Annotated in this window: 16 protein-coding genes; 11 read left to right on the top strand and 5 right to left on the bottom strand. The window is 64.9% G+C overall.

The genetic code is table 11. The features are described from left to right. Nucleotides 1-70 precede the first annotated feature (70 nt). The 8 genes from RN01_RS10245 (at nucleotide 71) to RN01_RS10210 (ending at nucleotide 9,990) form a co-directional block, all read left to right on the top strand. Nucleotides 71-3,142, top strand: coding sequence for a molybdopterin-dependent oxidoreductase (locus RN01_RS10245; RefSeq protein ID WP_024569054.1), 3,072 nt, complete (start codon nucleotides 71-73; stop codon nucleotides 3,140-3,142). A gap of 14 nt (nucleotides 3,143-3,156) precedes the next feature. Beyond that, on the top strand, nucleotides 3,157-3,837 hold the full coding sequence (gene fdh3B / locus RN01_RS10240) for a formate dehydrogenase FDH3 subunit beta (RefSeq protein ID WP_024569053.1): 681 nt from the start codon (nucleotides 3,157-3,159) through the stop codon (nucleotides 3,835-3,837). Beyond that, complete coding sequence (locus RN01_RS10235; protein WP_024569052.1) at nucleotides 3,834-4,067, top strand: hypothetical protein; 234 nt, start codon at nucleotides 3,834-3,836, stop codon at nucleotides 4,065-4,067. The genes fdh3B and RN01_RS10235 overlap by 4 nt, the downstream gene beginning before the upstream one ends. A gap of 19 nt (nucleotides 4,068-4,086) precedes the next feature. Beyond that, a complete protein-coding gene (locus tag RN01_RS10230; RefSeq protein WP_024569051.1) occupies nucleotides 4,087-5,280 on the top strand; it encodes a formate dehydrogenase subunit gamma in 1,194 nt (397 codons plus the stop codon). A 97-nt stretch (nucleotides 5,281-5,377) separates the two neighbouring features. Then, nucleotides 5,378-5,953: a superoxide dismutase family protein gene (locus tag RN01_RS10225; RefSeq protein WP_011517328.1), complete on the top strand. Its 576-nt coding sequence runs from the start codon at nucleotides 5,378-5,380 to the stop codon at nucleotides 5,951-5,953. Between the two features lie 62 nt (nucleotides 5,954-6,015). Next, the gene (locus RN01_RS10220) at nucleotides 6,016-6,852 is read left to right on the top strand and encodes a formate dehydrogenase accessory sulfurtransferase FdhD (RefSeq protein ID WP_017512789.1); all 837 of its coding nucleotides are present in this window, start codon (nucleotides 6,016-6,018) and stop codon (nucleotides 6,850-6,852) included. Between the two features lie 147 nt (nucleotides 6,853-6,999). Then, complete coding sequence (dcd, locus tag RN01_RS10215; protein WP_008646296.1) at nucleotides 7,000-7,566, top strand: dCTP deaminase; 567 nt, start codon at nucleotides 7,000-7,002, stop codon at nucleotides 7,564-7,566. Between the two features lie 159 nt (nucleotides 7,567-7,725). Beyond that, nucleotides 7,726-9,990: an arginine/lysine/ornithine decarboxylase gene (locus tag RN01_RS10210; protein ID WP_008646295.1), complete on the top strand. Its 2,265-nt coding sequence runs from the start codon at nucleotides 7,726-7,728 to the stop codon at nucleotides 9,988-9,990. Nucleotides 9,991-10,125: 135 nt separating this feature from the next. On the opposite strand, the gene RN01_RS10205 is transcribed toward RN01_RS10210, so the two are convergent. The 4 genes from RN01_RS10205 to ppc all read right to left on the bottom strand — a co-directional run bounded on the left by RN01_RS10205 (nucleotide 10,126) and on the right by ppc (nucleotide 17,285). Continuing rightward, entirely contained in the window at nucleotides 10,126-11,850 is a 1,725-nt protein-coding gene (locus tag RN01_RS10205; RefSeq protein WP_008646294.1) for a TRAP transporter large permease subunit, read from the bottom strand. Further along, entirely contained in the window at nucleotides 11,850-12,392 is a 543-nt protein-coding gene (locus tag RN01_RS10200; RefSeq protein WP_008646293.1) for a TRAP transporter small permease subunit, read from the bottom strand. The genes RN01_RS10205 and RN01_RS10200 overlap by 1 nt, the downstream gene beginning before the upstream one ends. Before the next feature lie 207 nt (nucleotides 12,393-12,599). Next, nucleotides 12,600-14,009, bottom strand: coding sequence for an argininosuccinate lyase (gene argH, locus RN01_RS10195; protein ID WP_008646292.1), 1,410 nt, complete (start codon nucleotides 14,007-14,009; stop codon nucleotides 12,600-12,602). Between the two features lie 228 nt (nucleotides 14,010-14,237). After that, a complete protein-coding gene (gene ppc / locus RN01_RS10190; RefSeq protein ID WP_024569049.1) occupies nucleotides 14,238-17,285 on the bottom strand; it encodes a phosphoenolpyruvate carboxylase in 3,048 nt (1,015 codons plus the stop codon). A gap of 124 nt (nucleotides 17,286-17,409) precedes the next feature. Between ppc and hemC the strand changes: the two genes are divergently transcribed. The 3 genes from hemC to RN01_RS10175 are packed head-to-tail and all read left to right on the top strand — an operon-like array spanning nucleotide 17,410 to nucleotide 21,702. Continuing rightward, a complete protein-coding gene (hemC, locus tag RN01_RS10185; protein ID WP_024569048.1) occupies nucleotides 17,410-18,414 on the top strand; it encodes a hydroxymethylbilane synthase in 1,005 nt (334 codons plus the stop codon). Between the two features lie 10 nt (nucleotides 18,415-18,424). Further along, entirely contained in the window at nucleotides 18,425-20,506 is a 2,082-nt protein-coding gene (gene hemDX, locus RN01_RS10180) for a fused uroporphyrinogen-III synthase HemD/membrane protein HemX (RefSeq protein WP_024569047.1), read from the top strand. Between the two features lie 5 nt (nucleotides 20,507-20,511). Then, nucleotides 20,512-21,702 carry a heme biosynthesis protein HemY gene (locus RN01_RS10175; RefSeq protein ID WP_024569046.1) on the top strand — a complete coding sequence of 397 codons (1,191 nt, stop codon included), beginning with the start codon at nucleotides 20,512-20,514 and terminating at the stop codon, nucleotides 21,700-21,702. Nucleotides 21,703-21,787: 85 nt separating this feature from the next. On the opposite strand, the gene RN01_RS10170 is transcribed toward RN01_RS10175, so the two are convergent. Then, a complete protein-coding gene (locus tag RN01_RS10170) occupies nucleotides 21,788-23,014 on the bottom strand; it encodes an acyltransferase (protein ID WP_039016668.1) in 1,227 nt (408 codons plus the stop codon). Nucleotides 23,015-23,050: the final 36 nt, after the last annotated feature.

The following is a 23,050-nucleotide window of genomic DNA, read 5'->3' as shown; positions in this document are numbered from 1 at the left end:
ATGTTGCCCCGGGCGTGCTGGCGCGCGCCCGAGTTGTCGCACACGCCAACCGCTCTGATCGAGGCAAGCCATGACCCCCCTGACCCGCAAACGTGCGAACAATGGCGCGAACGACGGCGCCAACCATCGCGCGGACCAAGGCCAGACCGGCCGGCTCACCAGCCGGCTCGCTGATTCCAGTTCGCAATCCCAGTCCCAGTCATCCGGACGCTTGTCCGCGCGCCTTGCCGCAGGCCTGGCCGGCGCCATGCCGACCATGGACCGCCGCAGCTTCCTCAAGCGTTCGGGCATCGGCGTGGGCGCGGGGCTGGCCGCCACGCAACTGACGATGATGCGTCGCGCCGATGCCGACGACGGCAAGGGCGGCGCAGGCGGCAAGGGCGATATCGTCGTGCGCCGCACTGTCTGCGGCCATTGCTCGGTGGGTTGCGCGGTCGACGCGGTGGTGCAGAACGGCGTGTGGGTGCGGCAGGAGCCCGTGTTCGATTCGCCGATCAACCTGGGCGCGCATTGCGCCAAGGGCGCCGCGCTGCGTGAGCATGGTCACGGCGAATACCGGCTGAAGTACCCGATGAAGCTGGTCAACGGCAAGTACCAGCGCATCTCCTGGGATCAGGCGCTCGACGAGATCAGCGCGAAGCTCAAGCAGATCCGCCAGGAAACCGGACCGGATTCGTTGTTCTTCATCGGCTCGTCCAAGCACAGCAACGAACAGTCCTACCTGCTGCGCAAGTGGGTCTCGTTCTTCGGCACCAACAATACCGACCACCAGGCGCGCATCTGCCACTCGACCACCGTGGCCGGCGTGGCGAACACCTGGGGCTACGGTGCGATGACCAATTCGTACAACGACATGCAGAACGCCAAGGCGGCGCTGTATATCGGTTCGAATGCGGCCGAGGCGCATCCGGTGTCGATGCTCCACCTGCTCCACGCCAAGGAGAGCGGCTGCAAGGTGATCGTGGTCGACCCGCGCTACACGCGCACGGCGGCCAAGTCCGATCACTACGTTCGCATCCGCTCGGGCACCGATATCGCGTTCCTGTTCGGCGTGCTGTACCACATCTTCCAGAACGGCTGGGAAGACAAGAAGTACCTGGCCGACCGCGTCTACGGCATGGACAAGGTCAAGGAGGAAGTGCTGGCCAAGTGGACGCCGGACAAGGTCGAGGAAGTCTGCGGCGTGCCCGAGGCCGAAGTCCGGTACGTGGCCGAGACGATGGCGAAGAACCGCCCGTCCACGCTGGTCTGGTGCATGGGTCAGACGCAGCACACGATCGGCAACGCCATCGTGCGTGCGTCGTGCATCGTGCAACTGGCGCTCGGCAACATCGGTGTGTCGGGTGGTGGCGCCAACATCTTCCGTGGCCACGACAACGTGCAGGGCGCCACCGACGTGGGGCCGAACCCGGATTCGCTGCCGGGCTACTACGGCCTGGCTGCCGGCGCGTGGAAGCACTTCGCGACGGTCTGGGGCGTGGACTACGAGTGGATCAAGAAGCAGTTCGCCTCGCAGGCGATGATGGAGAAGTCCGGCACCACGGTGTCGCGCTGGATCGACATCGTCACCGAGAAGCCGGAACTGATCGACCAGGACCACAACGTGCGTGGCGTGTTCTTCTGGGGTCATGCGCCGAACTCGCAGACGCGCGGCCTGGAGATGAAGCGCGCGCTCGACAAGCTCGACCTGCTGGTCGTGATCGACCCGTATCCGTCGGCCACGGCCGCCATGGCCAACATGCCGGCGACCGAAGGCGATACCCCCAACCCGAACCGTGCCGTGTACCTGCTGCCGGCCTGCACACAGTTCGAGACCTCGGGTTCGTGCACGGCGTCGAACCGTTCGCTGCAATGGCGCGAGAAGGTGATCGAGCCGTTGTTCGAGTCGATGCCCGACCACGCGATCATGCAGGCGTTCGCCGAGAAGCTGGGCTTTGCCAACGAACTGTCGAAGAACTACAAGCTGGTCGAGGTCAAGCGCGCCGGGCGCACGTGGCGGGAGCCCGAGACCGAATCGATCCTGCGCGAGATCAACGCCGGCAACTGGACCATCGGCTACACGGGCCAGTCACCCGAGCGGCTGAAGGCCCACATGCGCAATATGCACATGTTCGATGTGCGCTCGTTGCGCTGCAAGGGTGGCAAGGACCCGGTCACCGGCTATGACATCACCGGTGATTACTTCGGCCTGCCATGGCCGTGCTACGGCACGCCGGAGCTGAAGCACCCGGGCTCGCCGAACCTCTACGACACCAGCAGGAACGTGATGGATGGCGGCGGCAATTTCCGCGCCAACTTCGGTGTGGAACGCGATGGCGTGAGTCTGCTGGCGGCCGATGGATCGCACTCGCTGGGCGCGGACATTACCACCGGGTATCCGGAATTCGACGCGGTGCTGCTCAAGAAGCTCGGGTGGTGGGACGAACTGACCGACGCCGAGAAGAAGGCGGCCGATGGCAAGAACTGGAAGACCGACCTGTCGGGCGGTATCCAGCGCGTGGTGATGAAGAACCACGGCTGCCATCCGTTCGGCAACGCCCGCGCGCGGGCCGTGGTCTGGAACTTCCCGGACCCGATCCCGCAACACCGCGAGCCGCTGTACTCGACGCGCCCGGACATGGTCGCCAAGTACCCGACCCACGATGACAAGATGGCCTTCTGGCGCTTGCCCACGCTCTACAAGACCGTGCAGCAGCGCAACATCGAGAACAAGGTCTACGAGAAATTCCCGATCATCCTGACCTCCGGCCGTCTGGTCGAGTACGAGGGCGGTGGCGAGGAAACGCGCTCGAACCCGTGGCTGGCCGAATTGCAGCAGGAGAACTTCGTCGAGATCAACCCGAAGGCGGCATCGGAACGCGGCATCCGCAACGGTGACTACTGCTGGGTCAAGACGCCGACCGGCGCCAGGATCAAGGTGCGCGCGCTGGTGACCGAGCGCGTGGGCGTGGATACGGCGTTCATCCCGTTCCATTTCTCTGGCTGGTGGCAGGGCAAGGATCTCAAGCCTTACTACCCGGAGGGCGCCATGCCGATCGTGCGCGGGGAGGCGGTGAACACCGCCACCACCTACGGCTATGACTCGGTGACGATGATGCAGGAAACCAAGACCACCGTTTGCCAGATCGAACGGTTCGCATAAGGACGGAGACGCAAATGGCCCGCATGAAATTCATCTGTGATGCCGAGCGTTGCATCGAGTGCAATAGCTGCGTCACCGCCTGCAAGAATGAGCACGAGGTGCCCTGGGGTGTGAACCGGCGCCGCGTGGTGACGGTCAACGACGGCGTGGTCGGCGCGGAAAAGTCGATCTCGGTGGCGTGCATGCATTGCTCCGATGCGCCGTGCATGGCGGTCTGTCCGGTCGATTGCTTCTATCGCACCGAGGACGGCGTGGTGCTGCACGACAAGGATGTTTGCATCGGCTGCGGCTACTGCTCGTACGCCTGCCCATTCGGCGCGCCGCAGTTCCCGAGCGAAGGTACTTTCGGCGTGCGCGGCAAGATGGACAAGTGCACGTTCTGCAATGGCGGCCCGGAAGCCAACGGCAGCGAGGCAGAGTTCGAGAAGTACGGCCGCAACCGCCTGGCCGAAGGCAAGCTGCCGCTGTGCGCGGAAATGTGTTCGACCAAGGCGCTGCTCGGCGGCGATGGCGACGTGATTGCCGACATCCTGCGCAATCGCGTGATCAAGCGCGGCAAGGGCGGCGACGTCTTCGGCTGGGGCACGGCCTATGGCGGCGTCAAGGCGCAGCCGGCAGCGGGCACGCCGCCCGCGGCGCCGGGTGGCGCACCCACGGCGCCCGCCGCGCCAGCCAGCGAGGGGAGCGCATCATGAACCGCGCGCTACTGATTGCCCTGAGCGTTGCGGGCCTGCTGATCGCCGGCTGCGGCGAGAAGGCGCAGACATCGACCGCTTCGTTCAAGAAATCGGATACGCCGGCATGGCAGGGCGCCCCCGGCGATCCGTTCGTCGCCAAGGGATGGACGCCAGGCGACAGGGATAGCTGGGTGCGCCAGATCCATGAGCGCAACCAGTACCAGAACGAGTACAACAAGACGCCGTGAGCGCCGGCAAGGAGGGCTTATGACGCGGCTTTCACGTACAGGACGGTGGCTAGCCGGCGCGCTGATGACGCTGGCGATGGCCGGCGCGTTCGCGCAGGCGCCAGCTTCGGCACCGCAGGCGCAACAGGCCGCCACGCAGGCCGCCACGCAGTCCGATAACGCGAACAATCCGGCCACGCACCCCGCGCAGCCGTTCGCGGGCATTGCGAGCGAGAACATCTTCAATGTGCCGCGCCGCGACATGGCCGCGGAGGCGCGCGCCCAGCAGGAACGTTCGCAGACGCAGCCGGGCAACAATGCGCCGGTCTGGCGCGAGGTGAACTCCGACCAGCCGAACTACAGCAGCCTGCCGGCCAAGGAAGCTGGTGTGCTGATCCAGCGCACGGGCCAGAAGTGGCGGCTGTTCCGCAATGGCGTGATCACGGTGTGGGGTGGCTGGCTGGTGTTGATCGTGCCGCTGGCGATCCTGGCGTTCTTCGCTTGGCGGGGCACGATTCCGCTCAAGACACCGCGCACCGGCCGCATGATCGAACGCTTCACGCCGCTGGAACGCATCGTGCACTGGACCATGGCGATCTCGTTCTCGATCCTGGCGATCTCGGGCCTCGTGATCCTGTTTGGCAAGCACGTCCTGCTGCCGATCTTCGGCCATACGCTGTTCGGATGGCTCACATACATCCTCAAGAACCTGCATAACCTGAGCGGGCCGGTGTTCACGGTCGCGATCGTCGTTGCCTTCGTGCTCTTCGTGCGCGACAACCTGCCCAGCCGCGACGACCTGACGTGGATCGCGCGGGCAGGAGGGCTGCTCACGGGCAGCCACGTGCCGAGTCACCGTTTCAACGCCGGCGAAAAGCTCTGGTTCTGGATCGGACTGGTCTTTTTCGGGTTGATCCTGTCTGCGTCGGGGTGGGTGCTCGACATGATCGTGCCGGGCCTGGAGTACTACCGCGCCACGATGCAGATCGCCAACGTCATCCACGCGATCGCCGCGGTGCTGATGATCGCGCTGGCCTGCGGCCATATCTACATGGGCACGATCGGCATGGAGGGGGCCTATCGCGCCATGCGTGATGGCTACGTGGACGAGGCCTGGGCCCAGGAGCACCACGAGCACTGGTACGACGATATCAAGGCCGGCAAGATCCCCGCGCAGCGTTCCACGCCGCCGGAGGACGCGGGCCGTACCCGCCAGCGTCCGGGGCAGGCTTGATCATGCGTATTGGCACGGGATTGCGGTTTGCGGCAGTCGTGTGTGCGGGTCAGGCGTACAATCGCCCGGGCTTTTAACCGCAAGAGGAGGGCTCGGCATGAAACGTGTACTTTTCGGTTTGACGATGGGCGCTGCCGCACTGGCTGTGGCGGGTTGCTCGAGCTGGGGCTGGGGTTCGTCCAGCAGCAGTAGCAGCAGTGGCACGGCGGCAACCAGCGCGTCCACGAAGGCCGCCGCAGCGCTGAGCCCCAAGAGCGGCACGAATACCGCGGGACGCGTCACGTTCGACCAGCAGGCGGGCGGTGGCGTGATGGTGGTGGTATCGGTGACCGGCCTGCCGCCAGGCACGACACATGGCTTCCATATCCACGAGAAGGGTGACTGCTCCGCGCCCGACGCGATGAGCGCGGGTGGACACTTCAATCCGGCGGGCAAGCCGCACGGCCAGATGACGATGCCCGATCATCATGCCGGCGACATGAACAACCTCGTCGCGGACTCCAGCGGCAACGCGCGCGTCCAGTTCATCATGCCGGACGTGACCGTGGCACCTGGCCCGAACAGCGTGGTTGGCCGCGCCGTCGTTGTCCACAAGGATGCCGACGACTACCGCACCCAGCCCACCGGCAACTCGGGCGGCCGCATCGCCTGCGGTGTGATCGCCGCCTCCTGATTCCTCCAGATAGCTTCCGCTGTAGCTGGCCCGACCTTCGGAAGGGCCAGCCCGCCTCCCACATGTCCCTGCGCCCCGAACTGACCCATGCCAGCGTACCCCTGATCGAAGAGGTGGCTGTCCTCGACGAGCAAGGCAGGGAACGTCCGGCCTGGCTGCCAGGCGAGCGCCCGCTGACGGTCTATCTGGACAAACGCGAGCTGGTCACGCTGATGACGCTGGGCGGCGCGCCGGAGCATCTCGTTCTGGGTTATCTGCGTAATCAGCGACTGGTGGAGTCGATCGAGCAGATTGCTTCGGTCCAGGTGGACTGGGAAACCGAGTCGGTGGCCGTGACCACCCGTTCGGGGGTCGATCGCATCGAGGAGCGCACCGCGCGCCGCGTGGTGACCACGGGCTGCGGGCAGGGCACGGTGTTCGGTTCGCTGATGGACGAGGTCGACACCATCGCGCTGCCCCCGGACGCCCGGCTCGACCAGGAAACGCTGTACGCGATCGTCGATACCATCCGGCTTCAGCAATCGGTCTACAAGCAGGCCGGCTCGGTTCACGGCTGCGCCTTGTTCCGGGGCAGCGAGTTGCTGACCTTCGTCGAGGACGTGGGCCGCCACAACGCCGTGGATGCCATCGCCGGGTGGATGTGGCTCGAGGACATGAGCGGCGCCGACAAGATTTTCTACACCACGGGCCGACTGACGTCGGAAATGGTCATCAAGGGCGCCCAGATGGGCATTCCGTTCCTGTTATCGCGTTCGGGTGTGACGCAAATGGGTTACCAGATGGCCAAGCGTGTCGGAATGACGCTATTCGCGCGCTGCACCGGCAAGCATTTCCTGCTCTACACGGGGCGGAAGCGGTTCCTCCACACACCGGCCGAAGCGCTGGCGCCGGCGGTCTAGGAATTCCGCTGCGCGGCACCAGATCGCAACAGAAGCCGGAACAAGAGCGCCAGAAGCGATTGGTTGTACAATGCGCCCCATTCCAGCGGCAGCCCGCCGCCCGACTTTTGCGGCAGCCTGCCGCCCGACTTTTCCGCCCACGCCTTTATGAGCATCAAATCCGACAAGTGGATCCGCCGCATGGCGGAGCAGCACGGCATGATCGAACCGTTCGAGCCCGGCCAGGTACGGGAGTCGGACGGCCGCAAGATCGTGTCCTACGGCACGTCGAGCTACGGCTACGACATCCGCTGCGCCGACGAATTCAAGATCTTCACGAACATCAACAGCACGATCGTCGATCCGAAGAACTTCGACGAGAAGTCGTTCGTGGACTTCAAGGGCGATGTCTGCATCATCCCGCCGAACTCGTTCGCGCTGGCCCGCACGATGGAATACTTCCGGATTCCGCGCAGCGTGCTGACGATCTGCCTGGGCAAGAGCACCTACGCCCGCTGCGGCATCATCGTCAACGTGACGCCGTTCGAACCCGAGTGGGAAGGCTATGTGACGCTTGAGTTCTCCAACACCACGCCGCTGCCCGCCAAGATCTATGCCGGTGAAGGCTGCGCGCAGGTGCTGTTCTTCGAGAGCGACGAGATCTGCGAGACCTCGTATGCCGACCGTGGTGGCAAGTACCAGGGCCAGCAGGGTGTCACACTGCCGAAGACCTGATCGCATTACAATGCCGGCGTCCGTCGCCGGGGGCGCCGCCGGCCATGAACCGGTCAGGCGCCAGACCTGACGAAAGAGCCACATGCCGCCGTTTGCGGGGAAATCCCCGCCGGCCATGTGGCTCAAGTTCTTTCCAAGCACGATCATCAAGGATGCCCGATGAAATTCCGCTTCCCCGTCATCATCATCGATGAAGACTTCCGCTCCGAGAACATCTCCGGCTCGGGCATTCGCGCGTTGGCCGAGGCCATCGAGAATGAAGGCATGGAAGTGATGGGTCTGACCAGCTATGGCGACTTGACGTCGTTCGCCCAGCAGTCCAGCCGGGCATCCACGTTCATCGTGTCGATCGACGACGACGAGTTCGTGCGCGCCGACGACCAGCCCGAAGCGGCCGCCATCGAGAAGCTGCGCGCGTTCGTGACCGAAGTGCGTCGCCGCAACACGGATCTGCCAATCTTCCTGTATGGCGAGACGCGCACGTCGCGCCATATTCCGAACGACATCCTGCGCGAGCTGCACGGCTTCATCCACATGTTCGAGGACACCCCCGAATTCGTGGCGCGCCACATCATCCGCGAAGCCAAGGTCTACCTGGATTCGCTGGCCCCGCCGTTCTTCAAGGCGCTGATCGACTACGCGCAGGACAGTTCGTACTCGTGGCACTGCCCGGGGCACTCGGGTGGCGTGGCGTTCCTGAAGAGCCCGGTGGGCCAGGTGTTCCACCAGTTCTTCGGCGAGAACATGCTGCGCGCCGACGTCTGCAACGCGGTCGAGGAACTTGGCCAGCTGCTGGACCACACTGGCCCGGTAGCGGCGTCGGAGCGCAACGCCGCGCGCATCTTCAATTCCGACCACATGTTCTTCGTGACCAACGGCACGTCGACGTCGAACAAGATGGTCTGGCACGCCAACGTGGCGCCGGGCGACATCGTGGTGGTGGACCGTAACTGCCACAAGTCGATCCTGCACGCGATCATGATGACGGGCGCAATTCCGGTGTTCCTGATGCCGACGCGCAACCACTACGGCATCATCGGCCCGATTCCGAAGAGCGAGTTCGACCCGGAGACGATCCGCAGGAAGATCGAGAACCATCCGTTCGCGAGCAAGGCGAAGAACCAGAAGCCGCGCATCCTGACGATCACGCAGGGTACGTACGACGGCGTGCTGTACAACGCCGAGCAGATCAAGGAAATGCTGACGTCCGAGATCGACACGCTGCATTTCGACGAGGCATGGCTGCCGCACGCGGCGTTCCACGATTTCTATCGCGACATGCACGCGATCGGCCGTGACCGTCCGCGCAGCAAGGATGCGCTGGTGTTCGCCACGCAGTCCACGCACAAGCTGCTGGCCGGCCTTTCGCAGGCCTCGCAGATCCTCGTGCAGGATTCGGAAACGCGCAAGCTGGATCGCTACCGCTTCAACGAGGCGTACTTGATGCACACCTCGACGAGCCCGCAGTACTCGATCATTGCCTCGTGCGACGTGGCCGCAGCGATGATGGAAGCGCCGGGCGGCACCGCGCTGGTCGAGGAAAGCATCCAGGAAGCGCTGGACTTCCGCCGTGCCGTGCGAAAGGTGGAAGCCGACTACGACGTCGCCAACAATGGCGACTGGTGGTTCAAGGTGTGGGGCCCGGACGCGCTGGCCGAAGACGGCATTCCTGACCGCGAAGAGTGGATGCTCAAGGCCAACGAGCGCTGGCATGGCTTCGGCGATCTGGCCGATGGCTTCAACCTGCTGGACCCGATCAAGGCCACGATCATCACCCCGGGCCTCGACGTGGACGGCGAGTTCAGCGAGCGCGGCATTCCGGCGGCAATCGTCACCAAGTACCTGGCCGAGCACGGCATCATCATCGAGAAGACGGGTCTGTACTCGTTCTTCATCATGTTCACGATCGGCATCACCAAGGGCCGCTGGAACTCGCTGGTGACCGAGCTGCAGCAGTTCAAGGACGACTACGACCAGAACCAGCCGCTGTGGCGCGTGCTGCCCGAGTTCGTGGGCAAGCACCCGCAGTACGAGCGACTGGGCCTGCGTGACCTGTGCGACGCGATCCACAGCGTCTACAAGGCCAACGATGTGGCGCGCGTGACCACCGAGATGTACCTGTCGGACATGGAGCCGGCGATGAAGCCGTCGGATGCCTGGGCGATGATGGCGCATCGCGAAATCGAGCGCGTGCCCGTCGACGAACTGGAAGGCCGCGTGACCGCGATCCTGCTGACGCCGTACCCGCCGGGCATTCCGCTGCTGATCCCGGGCGAGCGCTTCAACCGCACGATCGTGAAGTACCTGAAGTTCGCACGCGAGTTCAACAAGCTCTTCCCGGGCTTCGAGACCGACATCCACGGCCTGGTCGAGGACGAGGTCGATGGCCAGAAGGCATACTTCGTGGATTGCGTGAAGCAGTAAGGCTTCACAGTTAGGCTTCATTCGATCCAAACAAAAACCCCCGTGCCGTGAGGCCGGGGGTTTTTTGTGTCTTGCGTGATCTGTGGGGAGAGGGAGAGGGTCAGCGCATCACCCTCCAGCCCCACTTCAATCCAGCTACTTGCTTTTCTCGAACTGGAACGAAGGCGCCACCGGTTCACTCGAGTCGCCGCCGCTCGGCAACTCCAGCGTGCCGGGCGAGGACGCCCCCCCGGGCTTGCCATCGTCCTGTCCGCCAAGCGGGATACTGACCTCGGCGGAATTACTGTGCTTGAGCGATCCCTTGTCGAGCAGGCCAGTCACCATGCCCGGCCAGAACATCACCAGCAGCACCATGACGAGCTGCAGGCCCACCCACGGCAGGGCACCCCAGTAGATGTCCGAGCTCTTGACTTCCTTCGGGGCGATGCCGCGCAGGTAGAACAGCGCAAAGCCGAACGGCGGGTGCATGAACGACGTCTGCATGTTCACGCACAGCATCACGCCGAACCAGACCAGCGCGGCCGTGGCGGCGGCTTCGGGGTTGCCGCCCATCGAATCGGCCACTACCGGGGCCAGCACCTTGACCGCAACCGGTGCCAGCATCGGCACGACGATGAACGCGATCTCGAAGAAGTCGAGGAAGAACGCCAGGAAGAAGATGAACAGGTTCACCACGATCAGGAAGCCGATCCAGCCGCCTGGTAGCGACGTGAACAGGTGTTCCACCCATGCGCCGCCGTCCACGCCCTGGAACACCACCGAGAAGCAGGTGGAGCCGATCAGGATGAACACGACCATGGCGGTGATGCGCGCGGTGGACTGGTAGGCATCCACGATCAGCAGCCGCAGGTCGGTAAGCTGGCCGGCGCGGATCAGGAGCCACAACACCACAAGGTAGGCAATCGCCAGCGGGATGCGGAATGCATGGGAGCCGAACGCGAAGACGCCCACCGCGGCGGCCACCAGCGTTGCCAACAGGCCCAGCCGATAGATGTTGCGGTCGATCTTGTTGAAGCCCTTGTCGCGGATCACGGCCAGCACCAGCGCGCCAACCGCGCCCATCGCTCCGGACTCGGTCGGCGTGGCAATGCCAAGCATGATCGTGCCGAGCACCAGGAAGATCAGCACGGCGCAGGGGATGATGCCGCGCAGGCACGTGCGCCACAGCGCCCAGCCGCGCAGCGTGCGCGCTTCTTCCGGCACCGGCGGCAGCCAGTCTGGCTTGATGCGGGTCAGCACGAAGGTGTAGAGCGCGAACAGCGCGATCTGGATCACCGACGGGCCCCAGGCGCCCAGGTACATGCTGCCGACGTCGGCGCTACCGGCCGGGGTCTTCAGCTGGTCGGCCAGCACCACCAGCACCAGCGACGGCGGCACCAGCTGCGTGATCGTGCCCGATGCGGCCAGCACGCCCGTGGCGTACTTCATGTTGTAGCGGTAGCGCATCATTACGGGCAGCGAGATCATCGCCATGGCGATCACCTGCGCCGCCACCGTGCCGGTGATCGCGCCCAGGATGAAGCCGACGATGATGACCGAGTAACCCAGGCCGCCACGAACCGGGCCGAACAACTGGCCCATCGAGTCGAGCATGTCCTCCGCGAGTCCGCATTTCTCCAGGATCGCGCCCATGAAGGTGAAGAACGGGATCGCCAGCAGCAGTTCATTGGACAGCACGCTGCCGAACACGCGGCTTGGCACGGCCTGCAGGAACTGTACGGGGAAGTAGCCCCATTCGATGGCCAGGAAGCCGAAGGCCAGACCCACGGCCGACAGCGAGAATGCGACCGGGAACCCGATCAGCATAAATACCACCAGGCCGCCGAACATGAGCGGCGGCATATATTCCAATGGAATCATTATTGCACCGGCCTTTCGTATTTCGATTCGATGCGCAGCAGGCCCTGCAGGGCGGCGAAGCGCTTGATCAGTTCGGAAATCCCCTGCAGCGTGAGCAGGGCAAAGCCGATGGGCACGACGAGCTTGATCGGATAACGGGGCAGGCCGCCCGAATTGCCCGATTGCTCGAGGATGCGCCACGAAGGCAGGAACAGCGATTCCCACGACAGCCACGTGAACAGGATCGTGGAGGGCAGCAGGAAAACGACGATGCCGAAGATGTCGATCCAGTGCTGCGCACGCTCGGACACGCTGCCGTAGATCAGATCCACACGCACGTGCTCATTGCGCTGGAACGTGTACGACGCGCCGAACATGACGGCGATGGCAAACATGTACCACTGCAACTCCAGTGGCCAGTTGTCGCTGAGGTTGAAGCCGTAGCGGAGCAGGGCGTTACCTGCGCTGATCAGACACGACAGCAGGATCATGATGTTTGCAAGCCTGCCCGTATGCTGATTCAACCTGTCGATCTGTCGTGACAGACCAAGCAAGTAATTCATGGGTTGTCTCCCCGGTTTTTGCGCCAAATAGTGTATCTGTCACAATTTGTAAGGGCGCTAGGGGATTGTCCTAACAGGCGGACATGGCGTGGGTTTTCTTCTCTTTCCGTCCTTTCCCGCGCTTGGCCGGGCGGAGAAAACCGGAAACAAAAAAGCCGCTGGCCTGACGGCACAGCGGCTTTTTTACGACAGAGACTTACGCGAAACTTACAGCGCCTTGCGTGCGGCGGCGATGGCGGCGCGTACCTGATCCGGCGCGGTGCCGCCGATATGGTTGCGCGATGCCACCGAGCCTTCGAGCGTCAGCACGCTGTGTACGTCGTCGCCAATCAGCGAGGCCTTGTCGCCCAGACCCGAGACTTCGCGCAGTTGCTCGACGGTCAGGTCGGCCAGGTCGCAGTGGCGGTCGTCGCAGGCGCGCACGGCGTGGGCCACGGCCTCGTGCGCGTCGCGGAACGGCAGACCGCGCTTGACCAGGTAATCGGCCAGGTCGGTGGCGGTGGCGTAGCCCTGCAGCGCGGCGGCGCGCATGTTGTCCGGCTTGACGCTGATGCCGGGCACCATGTCGGCGAAGATGCGCAGCGTATCGACCACGGTATCGACCGTATCGAACAGCGGCTCCTTGTCTTCCTGGTTGTCCTTGTTGTACGCCAGCGGCTGGCCCTTCATCAGCGTCAGCAGACCGGTCAGGTGGCCGTACACGCGGCCAGTCTTGCCGCGGGCCAGTTCGGGCACGTCCGGGTTCTTCTTCTGCGGCATGATCGAGCTGCCGGTGCAGAAGCGGTCGGCGATGTCGATGAAGCCGACGCGCGGGCTCATCCAGATCACCAGTTCTTCAGAGAAGCGCGAGACGTGCGTCATGATCAGCGACGCGGCAGCCAGGAATTCGATCGCGAAGTCGCGGTCGGACACGGCGTCGAGCGAGTTGCGGCACACGCCGTCAAAGCCCAGTTGCGCGGCCACGAACTCGCGGTCGATCGGATAGCTGGTGCCGGCCAGCGCGGCGGCACCCAGCGGCAGGCGATTCACGCGGCGGCGGCAATCGGCCATGCGCTCGGCATCGCGCGTAAACATTTCCACATAGGCCATGAGGTGATGGCCGAATGTGACCGGCTGGGCCACCTGCAGGTGGGTGAAGCCGGGCAGGATCGTGTCGGCGTTCTTCTCGGCCAGGTCGAGCAGCGCGCCGCGCAGGTCGCCCAGCAGGCCGACGATGCTGTCGATCTCGCTGCGCAGCCACAGGCGGATGTCGGTGGCCACCTGGTCGTTACGCGAACGGCCCGTGTGCAGGCGCTTGCCGGCGTCGCCCACCAGGGCGGTCAGGCGCGCTTCGATGTTCAGGTGCACGTCTTCGAGGTCCAGCTTCCACTCGAACGCGCCGGACTCGATCTCACCGCGGATCTGCGTCATGCCGCGCTCGATCTCGGCGCGGTCGGCTTCGGCGATGATGCCCTGCTTTGCCAGCATGGCCGCATGGGCCAGCGAGCCCTGGATATCGAACAGCGCCAGGCGCTTGTCGAAGAAGACCGACGCGGTGTAACGCTTCACCAGATCGGACATCGGTTCGGAGAAGCGGGCGGACCAGGCTTCGCCTTTCTTGGCTAGTTGGGAGGTCATGGCGGGGCAGGGCGGAAAATCGGAAACGGCGATTATATCGCCAGAGGCGGGCAGAACTGCTGCGGACCGGTTCCCCTCTCCCACACGTGGGAGAGGAGTCAGGGGAGAGGGCAGGCCGTGCAAGGCACGTTAGCCGCATTCAGGGCCGCCGCACCCTCTCCCCCGCCCCTTCTCCCGCCTGCGAGAGAAGGGAGAAAACCGGCGGATACAGCACATGTCGGCGACGGATCAACCGCTATTACGCAACCCGGCCGCCACCCCGTTGATCGTCAGGTGGATTCCGCGTCGCACGCGCACGTCGTCGCCATCCTTGCCGGCCCGGTACCGCTTGAGCAGTTCCACCTGCAGGTGGTTCAGCGGATCCAGGTAGGCAAAGCGGTTCTTGATCGAGCGCGCCAGCAGCGGATTGTCAGCCAGCCGTTCCTGCCGGCCGGTGATCAGCCCGAGCATGTCACTGGTCAGGTGCCATTCGGCGCTGATGCGTGAGAACACGGCCTTGCGCAGCGCGGTGTCCTCGCACAGCCCCGCGTAGCGCGACGCCACGGCCAGGTCGGTCTTGGCCAGCACCATATCCATGTTCGATAGCAGCGTGCTGAAGAACGGCCACGACTTCACCATCCGCTTCAGCGTGGCCACCGTGGCCTTGCGCGACTTCTCGTCCGGTGCGGCGTCCAGCAGGGCCTGCACGGCACTGCCGAAGCCGAACCAGCCCGGCAGCAGCAGACGGCATTGACCCCACGAGAAGCCCCATGGAATCGCCCGCAGGTCTTCGATGCGGCGGTGCTTCTTGTCCATCAGCTTGCGCGATGCCGGCCGCGATCCGAGGTTCAGGTCCGCGATTTCGGTGATCGGGGTCGTGGCGAAGAAGTAGTCCTTGAAGCCCGGGGTCTCGTAGACCAGGTCACGGTACGCGGAGAACGCATGGTCGGACAGCTGCTGCATGACGCCTTCGAACGTCGCCAGGTCCTTCGGCGCGTTCTGGGTGGGCAGCAGCGAGGCTTCCAGCGTGGCAGCGATCACCGTTTCCAGGTTGCGCCGGCCGATCTCGGCATTCGCGAACTTGCTGTTGATGATTTCGCCCTGTTCCGTCAGGCGGATCTGGCCGTTCACGGTGCCGGGTGGCTGCGACAGGATGGCCTGATAGGTCGGGCCACCGCCGCGACCCACCGTGCCGCCCCGGCCATGGAACAGGCGCAGCTTCACGCGGCGTTCCTCGAACAGCTTCACCAGTGCCAGTTCGGCCTTGTAGAGCTCCCAGTTCGACGTCAGGAAACCGCCATCCTTGTTCGAATCCGAATAGCCGAGCATCACTTCCTGCTCGACGCCATGGTGGGCGATCACCGAATCGAAGCCCGGCAGATCCAGCAGCGACTCCATGATGCCGGCCGCATTGCGCAAATCCTCGATGGTCTCGAACAGCGGGATGACCATCAGCTCCATGCGCGCCGGATCGGTCTTGCTGCCCAGCGTGCCGCGCAACATGCCGGCTTCCTTCTGCAGCAGCATCACCTCGATCAGGTCGGACAGCGTCTCGGTGTGCGAGATGATGTAGTTGCGCGCGATGCGGGCGCCATAGCGGGCGCGCAGGTCGCGGGCCATCGCGAAGATCGCCAGTTCGCTGCGTGTCTGTTCCGAGTAGTCGTGCCACGGCAGCGTCAGCAGGCGCGGCTGGCGCAGTTCGGCCAGCAGCAGTTCCAGCTTGCGCGCTTCCGGCAGTGCAGCGTAGTCGGACTCGATGCCGGCCGTCGCGAACAGTTCGGCGATCACGGCCTCGTGCACGTCAGATACCTGACGCATGTCGATCGAGGCCAGGTGGAAGCCGAAGACCGCGATCGCGCGCACCAGCGCGTCGACGCGGCCGCGCGCCAACGCCTCGCCATGATGGGTGCGTAGCGAATCGACCACGATCTGCACGTCGGCTGCGAATGCTTCGGCGTTCTCGTAGGGAGCGACGTCGGCCACCGGATGGCGTTGCGCGACATGGCCAGTCAGCAACTGCGAGGTGGCGGCCAGGCGCGCGTACATACCGATCAGCGCGCGGCGGTAGGGTTCGTCCGCACGGTGTTCGGAGTGGTCCGGCGAGGCTTCGGCCAGCGCCAGCAGTTCGGGGCTGGCATCGACCATCAGCGACGACAGCGGCAGCTCGGCGCCCAGCGCGTGCAGTTCATCGAGGTACCAGTCGAACAGCAGGGTGGCTTGCTGGCGCGCCGCGTGCTCGAGCGTTTCCGCCGTGACGTTGGGGTTGCCGTCGCGGTCGCCGCCGATCCAGGAGCCCATCTGCAGGAACGGCGCCAGCGGCGCGGGCGTGGCGCCGGTCTTGGAACGGCGCGGGAAGACTTCGGCGATGTCTTCCTCCAGCTCGGCCATCAGGCGCGGAATACCCTGGAGGAACGTGGTGCGGTAGTACGAGAGCGCGTTCTCGATTTCATCGACCACCATCAAGCGCGTGTTCCGCAACATGCGGGTCTGCCACAGCGTGGTCACGCGTGCGCGGAGTTGGGCCGTGTTGTGGTCGCGCTCGCGGGTGGTCATCGGCAGGTCGCGCTCGGCCAGCAGGCGGGCGATCTCGCGCTCCGCGTCCAGGATGCTCTTGCGCTGGACTTCGGTCGGGTGCGCGGTCAGTACCGGCACGATCAATGCGTCGTCGAGGAATTCGCGAAGTTGCTTGCCGGTCACGCCGGCGGCGTCGATGGCCTGCAGCGCACGAGCCAGGCTGCCCGGCTGCGGCGGAGATCCGGCCAGTGCGTGGACCCGGCGGCGGCGATTGTGGTGCTGGTCTTCGGCGATATTGGCCAGATGCGAGAAGTAGCTGAAGGCGCGCACCACCGAATTGGTCTGGTCGCGCGACAGGCGTTTCAGCAGGCGGTCGAGTTCGGTGCCGGCGGCGCGGTCGTTCTCGCGCCGGAAGCGCACGGCGGTCTGGCGAATCGTCTCGACCAGGTCGAAAGCGGCATCGCCTTCCTGCTCGCGCACGCAGTCGCCCAGCAGACGGCCGAGGAAGCGGATGTCCTCGCGCAGCGGCAGGTCCTTGTCGGCGGTGCGGCGGGCGGGGGTAGTGGTGGCCGCGGCGGTTGCCGTGGCGCCCTCGGCGGCCACGACAGCGAGCTTGGGCCTGGCTGCCGCTTTGGAGCGGGCTTTCGTGGTTTTCGTGGTTTTCGTGGCTTTCGGGGTCTTGGGGGATGCGCCTTCGGGGTCAAGCTGGCCTGAGGCTGGCGTAACAGACTTGCGGCCGGTAGAGCGTGAACGGCCGGTGGGGCGCGCAGCAGGCTGCGTCATCAACAATCTCCTCTTTATCGCTTCGTAGCTTTTCTATATTGACCGGCCGCAAAGCCTTGCCGGATCGTACTTTTACGGCTTATCAGGGGCCTGAGGCTACCAGCCTGCGTGCTAACATGCGCGGATGCAAGCACCCGCCAATCCGTCTTCTTCGTCCGCTGCAGTGTCAAGCAGCATGCCGCACAAGCTGGTCATCGCCTCGCGCGAAAGCCGGCTGGCGATGTGGCAGGCTGAACATGTTCGTGCTGCGTTGCAACAATACTATCCCTCCTGCGATGTGTCCATTCTCGGCATGACGACAAGGGGTGATCAAATTCTCGATAGGACCTTGTCCAAGGTAGGCGGCAAGGGCCTGTTCGTGAAGGAGCTGGAGGTCGCCATGTCCGAGGGACGCGCCGACCTGGCCGTTCACTCGCTCAAGGATGTGCCGATGGAGCTGCCCGAAGGCTTCACGCTGACGGCGGTGATGGAGCGCGAGGACCCGCGCGATGCGCTGGTTTCGGCGCAATTCGCCTCGCTCGAAGAGATGCCGGCCGGAACCGTGGTGGGCACTTCGAGCCTGCGCCGCGAAGCCGCGCTGCGCAGTCGCTTTCCGCATCTGGTGATCAAGCCGCTCCGGGGAAATCTGGACACGCGCCTGGGCAAGCTGGACCGTGGCGAGTACGGCGCCATCATTCTGGCTGCGGCCGGGCTCAAGCGACTGGGCCTGGGCGATCGCATCCGCGCGCTGATCGCGCCGGAAAGCTCGCTGCCGGCGGCCGGACAGGGCGCCCTGGGCATCGAGATCCGTGCGGATCGTCCCGAACTGGCCGAATGGCTGGCACCGCTGAACCATCTGCCCACGCTGCTCGCCGTATCGGCCGAACGGGCCGTCTCGCGCCGCCTGGGCGGCTCGTGCCAGGTGCCGCTGGCCGCGCACGCGCGCTGGCGTGACGCCAGTCTTCAACTCGACGCCTTCGTGGCGCTGCCCGACGGTTCGCGTCAGGTGCGTGCCCATGCCACGGGACCCGTCGCCACGGTAGCCGACGCCGAAGCGATCGGAACCGCCGTCGCCGGCGATCTGCTGGCCCAGGGCGCGGACGGCGTGCTGGCCGCGCTTTCCACGGACTCCGCCGCCGGACCTGCTTGAGGAACCCGCAATGCCTCGCCCGACCGTCGTAGTAACACGACCCGCCGGGCAGTCCCGGCAACTGACCGAAGCGTTACAGGCCGCGGGTCTCGACGTGCTCAGTTTCCCGCTGCTGGCGATCGGGCCCGCAGCCGATGACGTGCCGCTGCGTGCCGCGCTTGGCCGGATCGAGGACTACGCGCTGGTGGTGTTCGTGAGCCCGAACGCGGTGTCCTATGGACTGGACACCCTTGCCCAGGTCCAGAACGCCCCGGGCGGAGCCCGGTGGCCGGAAAGCGTGCCGGTGGCCGTGGTGGGGCCATCGAGCGTGGTCGCGCTGGCGGAACGGGGTATCGCCCCGCCCGCGTATCGCGTGATCGCGCCTGCTGGCGCGCAGGGCAATGACACGGCCGGCGACGCAGCGCGCTTCGATTCAGAGGCGCTCTGGTCCGAACTCGACACCTCGCCGGGCGCGTTTGCCGGCCGCAAGGTCCTGATCATCCGGGGCAGCGGCGGGCGCGAATGGCTGGCCGATCGTCTGCGCGACGCCGGCGCGACCGTCGAAGCCGTGGAAGCCTACAGTCGCACGCTGCCCGAGCCGAGCGGCATGCAATGGCAGGCCGTGCGCGACAGCCTCAAGCCCGATGCGCCGCCGTACGCGTGGCTGCTGACCAGTTCGGAAGCCGTTCGCAACCTGGACGGGCTGGCGCGTTTGCATCTGTCGCCTCAGGAACACGAACGTCTGAAGCAGATGCAGTGCATCGCACCACATGCGAGAATTGCCGCGCAGGCTCAGTCGCTGGGATTTGCCCACGTGCTGCCCGCCGCGCCCGGAGATGCCGGGCTGCTGGCCGCATGCACGCAATGGGGCGAAGCCTATGCTGGGCCGGCCACGCCAGCGCCTGCCCCCGTATCGCCTGCACCCGCTCCGGTGGTCGTGCAGCCGGAACCGGAGCCGACACCGGCGCCAATGGCACCCAAGGAACCCACGTCAACCAAAGTCGAACGCGTGACGACAGACACCACGTCCCCCTCGCCGAATCCGGGCGGTAACCCCGGTAGTTCCGGCATGTCCGGCGCATTTGTGGCACCCGCGCGCCGAATGAGTCCATGGTGGCTGCTTGTCGCCGTGCTGGTGGTCGCCATTGCCGGGGGCTTCTGGTGGTTGCAGATGCGGGTCGAGCATCTGACCCAGGAACTGGCGCGCCGCCAGCAGAGCGCGGACACGCTGGTACAGGAAACGCGGGTGCTGTCGCGCGATGCGCAGGAGACGGTCAAGGCGTTGCAGGGCAAGGTGGGCGCGCTCGACGGCCAAATCACGGAGACGCGCGACAAGCAGGCCGCGCTGGAACAGGTCTATCAGGACTTGATGCGCAACCGCGACGACTGGGAAATCGCCGAAATCCAGCAGTTGCTGACCAACGCCGGCCAGCAGCTTCAGCTCACCGGCAACGTGCAGGTGGCGCTGGCCGCGCTGCAAAGCGCCGACGCGCGCCTGGCGCGCTCGGACAAGCCGCAATACAACCAGCTTCGCCGCGCTATTGCGCGGGATATCGGTCGGATGAAGGCCGTGCCGGATACCGACCTGACCGGGGCGGCGATCAAGCTTGACGAGGCGATTAACCAGATCGATTCATTGCCGCTGCTGTCGGGCGAGCGGATGCTCGACCGCACGCCTGGCGAGGGCAACAAGCCGGCACCGGCCGCACCGAAGGGCGCCTCGACCCCCGCGGCTGCCAGCGCGACGGGTGGCAATATGGTGTCGCGACTGTGGACGTACGTGCTTGACGAGCTTGGCCAGGTGATCCGCGTACGCAAGGTCGATGACACCAACGCGCTGCTGCTCTCCGGTGACCAGGGCTGGTTCCTGCGCGAGAACATCAAGCTGCGCCTGCTCAATGCGCGGCTGGCGCTACTGTCGCGTAACGAACCGGTCTTCCGGAACGACCTCGCCGCCGCGCAGGGCATGATCGCGCGCTATTGCGATACCCGTTCGCGCCGTGTGCAGGGCGTGCTGACGATGCTCAAGCAGGCCCAGGCCAGCGCGGTGACGGTATCCCTGCCGACGATGGCGGAGAGCCTCGGCGCGCTGCACGCCCTGAAGAAGGAGTAGCCGTCATGCGACTCCTTTTCTGGGTAGCTGTTTTATTCGGCGGCGCCGTCGGCCTGGCACTGTTTACACAGTTCAACCAGAGCAATGTGGTGCTGTTCTATCCGCCGTACCGGGTGGAAATGTCGCTGAACCTGACGCTGGCGTTGCTGCTACTGGCCTTCTTCATCGTCTGGACGGTGCTTTCGACCTTCCGGCACTTGTCGGAGATGCCGAAGCGTGCCGCCGCCTATCGCGAGCGCAGCCGCATGAGCAAGGCGCAGGCGGCCATGCGCGAGTCGATCGAGAATCTGTTCGCGGGACGTTTTGCCCGTGCCGAACGCGCCGCCCATGAGGCCCAGGCGTGGCCAGAGCAGGCGCAAACCGCCGCGCTGGTGGGCGCCCGTGCCGCGCACCGGATGCAGGAGTCGGAACGCCGCGACGCCTGGATGGCGCAGGTCACCGACCCCGAGCGCGAACAGGCGCGACTGGTCTCGATGGCCGAACTGCTGGTCGACGCGCGCGACGCCGAAGGTGCCTTGGCGACGATCGCCCAGTTGCAGGAAAAGGGTGGCCGCCAGATCCACGTGCAGCGTATCGCACTGCGCGCGCATCAGCATCTGAAGAACTGGAGCGAGGTCCTGCGACTGGCGCGCTCGCTGGAGAAGCGCAACGCGCTGCACCCGGTGCTGGCGCTGCGCCTGAAGCAGATGGCCGTGGAAGCGATGCTCGAGGAGCGCCGCCACGATGCCGAGGCGCTGTTTCATTTCTGGCGCTCGCTGACGGCCGATGAACGCCACGCGGTGCGCATCGCCGAACTGGGGGCGCGCTACTTCTCGTCGCTCGGCAAGCAGAACGAGGCACGCCGCATCGTCGAGGAAGCACTCAAGGTCAACTGGGACAGCCGGCTGGTGCAGCGCTACGCCGACTGCGCGGAGCCGGGCAAGGCGCTGCCGCAGATCCAGCAGGCCGAGAAATGGCTGGTTGATCACCCGACCGATGCCGACCTGTACTACACGCTTGGCGTGCTGTGCCTGGGCGAACAGCTCTGGGGCAAGGCGCAATCGAACTTCGAACGCACCCTGAAGTATGCGGATCGCGACGCGCAACGCCGCATCTGCATTCGCGCGCATCTGGCGCTGGCACGGCTGTTCGAAGAAACCGACCGCGCCGAGGATGCGCAGCGGCACTATCGTGAAGGTGCGATGCTGGCGGCTTGATGAGGCAGGGGAGCGGCCTCTCGGCTGGCAACCACGCCTGCCTGGATGTGTGGGGCAGGTGGCAGAGTGAAAACGGGCTTCGCCATTAGCACCGTGCCTTGTCGGAAGGCGTGCCGTCACCCATTTCGACGTGTGTCTGTCGCGCGGACTCGGGAGCTTTCCCGATTTTCTTGCCCAAGCGGATGCACGGCCTTTCGACGAAGTGATAGGACGCTGCGGCGACGCACACCAGCACAAGTCCAACCGCGATGGTTGTCAGCCAGAACTGCTCCGGCCCCTTGCTGGCAAACGCGCCCAGGACGCGCGGCGAATGGAGCACGGTAATGACGATCCCCTGGAGGAGATAAATTCCGTAGCTCACGCTGCCCAGGCGAACGGCGCTTCTTGATGCAAGCAATCCGAACAACGAAGCCCCGCTGCTGACCAGGATGAAAAACGCGCCCAAGGATAGGATGGATACCCATTCGTAGGCCGTGGACCTGGTCAGGAGCGGAAACGCCAGCAGGGCGACAGCGATGGCCGATTTCAGCACGCTATCGCCACGGAAACCTGGTGAGCGCCGCACAAGGCTTGCCGCCACCATGCCCATGACAAACATCGCCACAAGGTTACGGGCAAACGCACTGGACAGCGTTTCCGGCATGACGAAGACGATCCAGATACACGCCGGCACGAAAGCCAGCGGCGAGCGCTTGATCGCCGCAATCGCAAGGAACGGGAGGGAGAAGTAGAACATCCACTCGTAGTAGAGCGTCCATGTGACCCCCGCCGTGATCGTGAAGGTCTGCTGATAGCCATTGACCGGCGGCATGCCCCTCACGATGGCCGGCAGCGCCCACTGGAAGACCTGCTTTACCAGTTCCGAAGGGGGCACCGCCAGCGTGAAACCCGTCTTGATGGCGACCACCAGCAGCATCAGTGCGACCACCACCCAATAGAGTGGCGCAATGCGCAGGAAGCGGTTGACGTACAGCGCGAACCAGTCGAGCCGCTTCCCTTGATCTAGCAGGCGTCCCCAGAACAGGAACGCCGTGATCATGAAGAATATCGAAACCCCGACTTGGCCGATGATCGAGTAAAAGGACGAAGGCGGCAGCTTCCATTCCCCGGTCTGGTGGAATCCATAGCTGATGACGGAATGATGCAAGACCACCGCGAGTGCAAGGAATCCTCGCAATCCATCGACGGTGACATACCGTTGCCCTTGCCCCGACGGCGGATCATCCAGAAACCTCCACAACCGTTTTGGCCAGACCAGGGCGAGGCAGAGGGCGATGACGGCAGCACTGGGCCAGATCGAGTAGAGGTCCATTTGATCAGTCGGGGGGAAAGGCGCGATTATGCCACT

This window comes from Cupriavidus sp. SHE (assembly GCF_000812445.1).
Lineage (GTDB): Bacteria > Pseudomonadota > Gammaproteobacteria > Burkholderiales > Burkholderiaceae > Cupriavidus > Cupriavidus metallidurans.
Note: the sequence above shows the minus strand (reverse complement) of the source record. Positions and strands in the feature narration are given on the sequence as shown.

Coding starts and splice junctions, on each gene's coding strand:
- RN01_RS10245 (WP_024569054.1), top strand. CDS start 71: ATGACCCCCCTGACCCGCAAACGTGCGAACAATGGCGCGAACGACGGC.
- fdh3B (WP_024569053.1), top strand. CDS start 3,157: ATGGCCCGCATGAAATTCATCTGTGATGCCGAGCGTTGCATCGAGTGC.
- RN01_RS10235 (WP_024569052.1), top strand. CDS start 3,834: ATGAACCGCGCGCTACTGATTGCCCTGAGCGTTGCGGGCCTGCTGATC.
- RN01_RS10230 (WP_024569051.1), top strand. CDS start 4,087: ATGACGCGGCTTTCACGTACAGGACGGTGGCTAGCCGGCGCGCTGATG.
- RN01_RS10225 (WP_011517328.1), top strand. CDS start 5,378: ATGAAACGTGTACTTTTCGGTTTGACGATGGGCGCTGCCGCACTGGCT.
- RN01_RS10220 (WP_017512789.1), top strand. CDS start 6,016: ATGTCCCTGCGCCCCGAACTGACCCATGCCAGCGTACCCCTGATCGAA.
- dcd (WP_008646296.1), top strand. CDS start 7,000: ATGAGCATCAAATCCGACAAGTGGATCCGCCGCATGGCGGAGCAGCAC.
- RN01_RS10210 (WP_008646295.1), top strand. CDS start 7,726: ATGAAATTCCGCTTCCCCGTCATCATCATCGATGAAGACTTCCGCTCC.
- RN01_RS10205 (WP_008646294.1), bottom strand. CDS start 11,850: ATGATTCCATTGGAATATATGCCGCCGCTCATGTTCGGCGGCCTGGTG.
- RN01_RS10200 (WP_008646293.1), bottom strand. CDS start 12,392: ATGAATTACTTGCTTGGTCTGTCACGACAGATCGACAGGTTGAATCAG.
- argH (WP_008646292.1), bottom strand. CDS start 14,009: ATGACCTCCCAACTAGCCAAGAAAGGCGAAGCCTGGTCCGCCCGCTTC.
- ppc (WP_024569049.1), bottom strand. CDS start 17,285: ATGACGCAGCCTGCTGCGCGCCCCACCGGCCGTTCACGCTCTACCGGC.
- hemC (WP_024569048.1), top strand. CDS start 17,410: ATGCAAGCACCCGCCAATCCGTCTTCTTCGTCCGCTGCAGTGTCAAGC.
- hemDX (WP_024569047.1), top strand. CDS start 18,425: ATGCCTCGCCCGACCGTCGTAGTAACACGACCCGCCGGGCAGTCCCGG.
- RN01_RS10175 (WP_024569046.1), top strand. CDS start 20,512: ATGCGACTCCTTTTCTGGGTAGCTGTTTTATTCGGCGGCGCCGTCGGC.
- RN01_RS10170 (WP_039016668.1), bottom strand. CDS start 23,014: ATGGACCTCTACTCGATCTGGCCCAGTGCTGCCGTCATCGCCCTCTGC.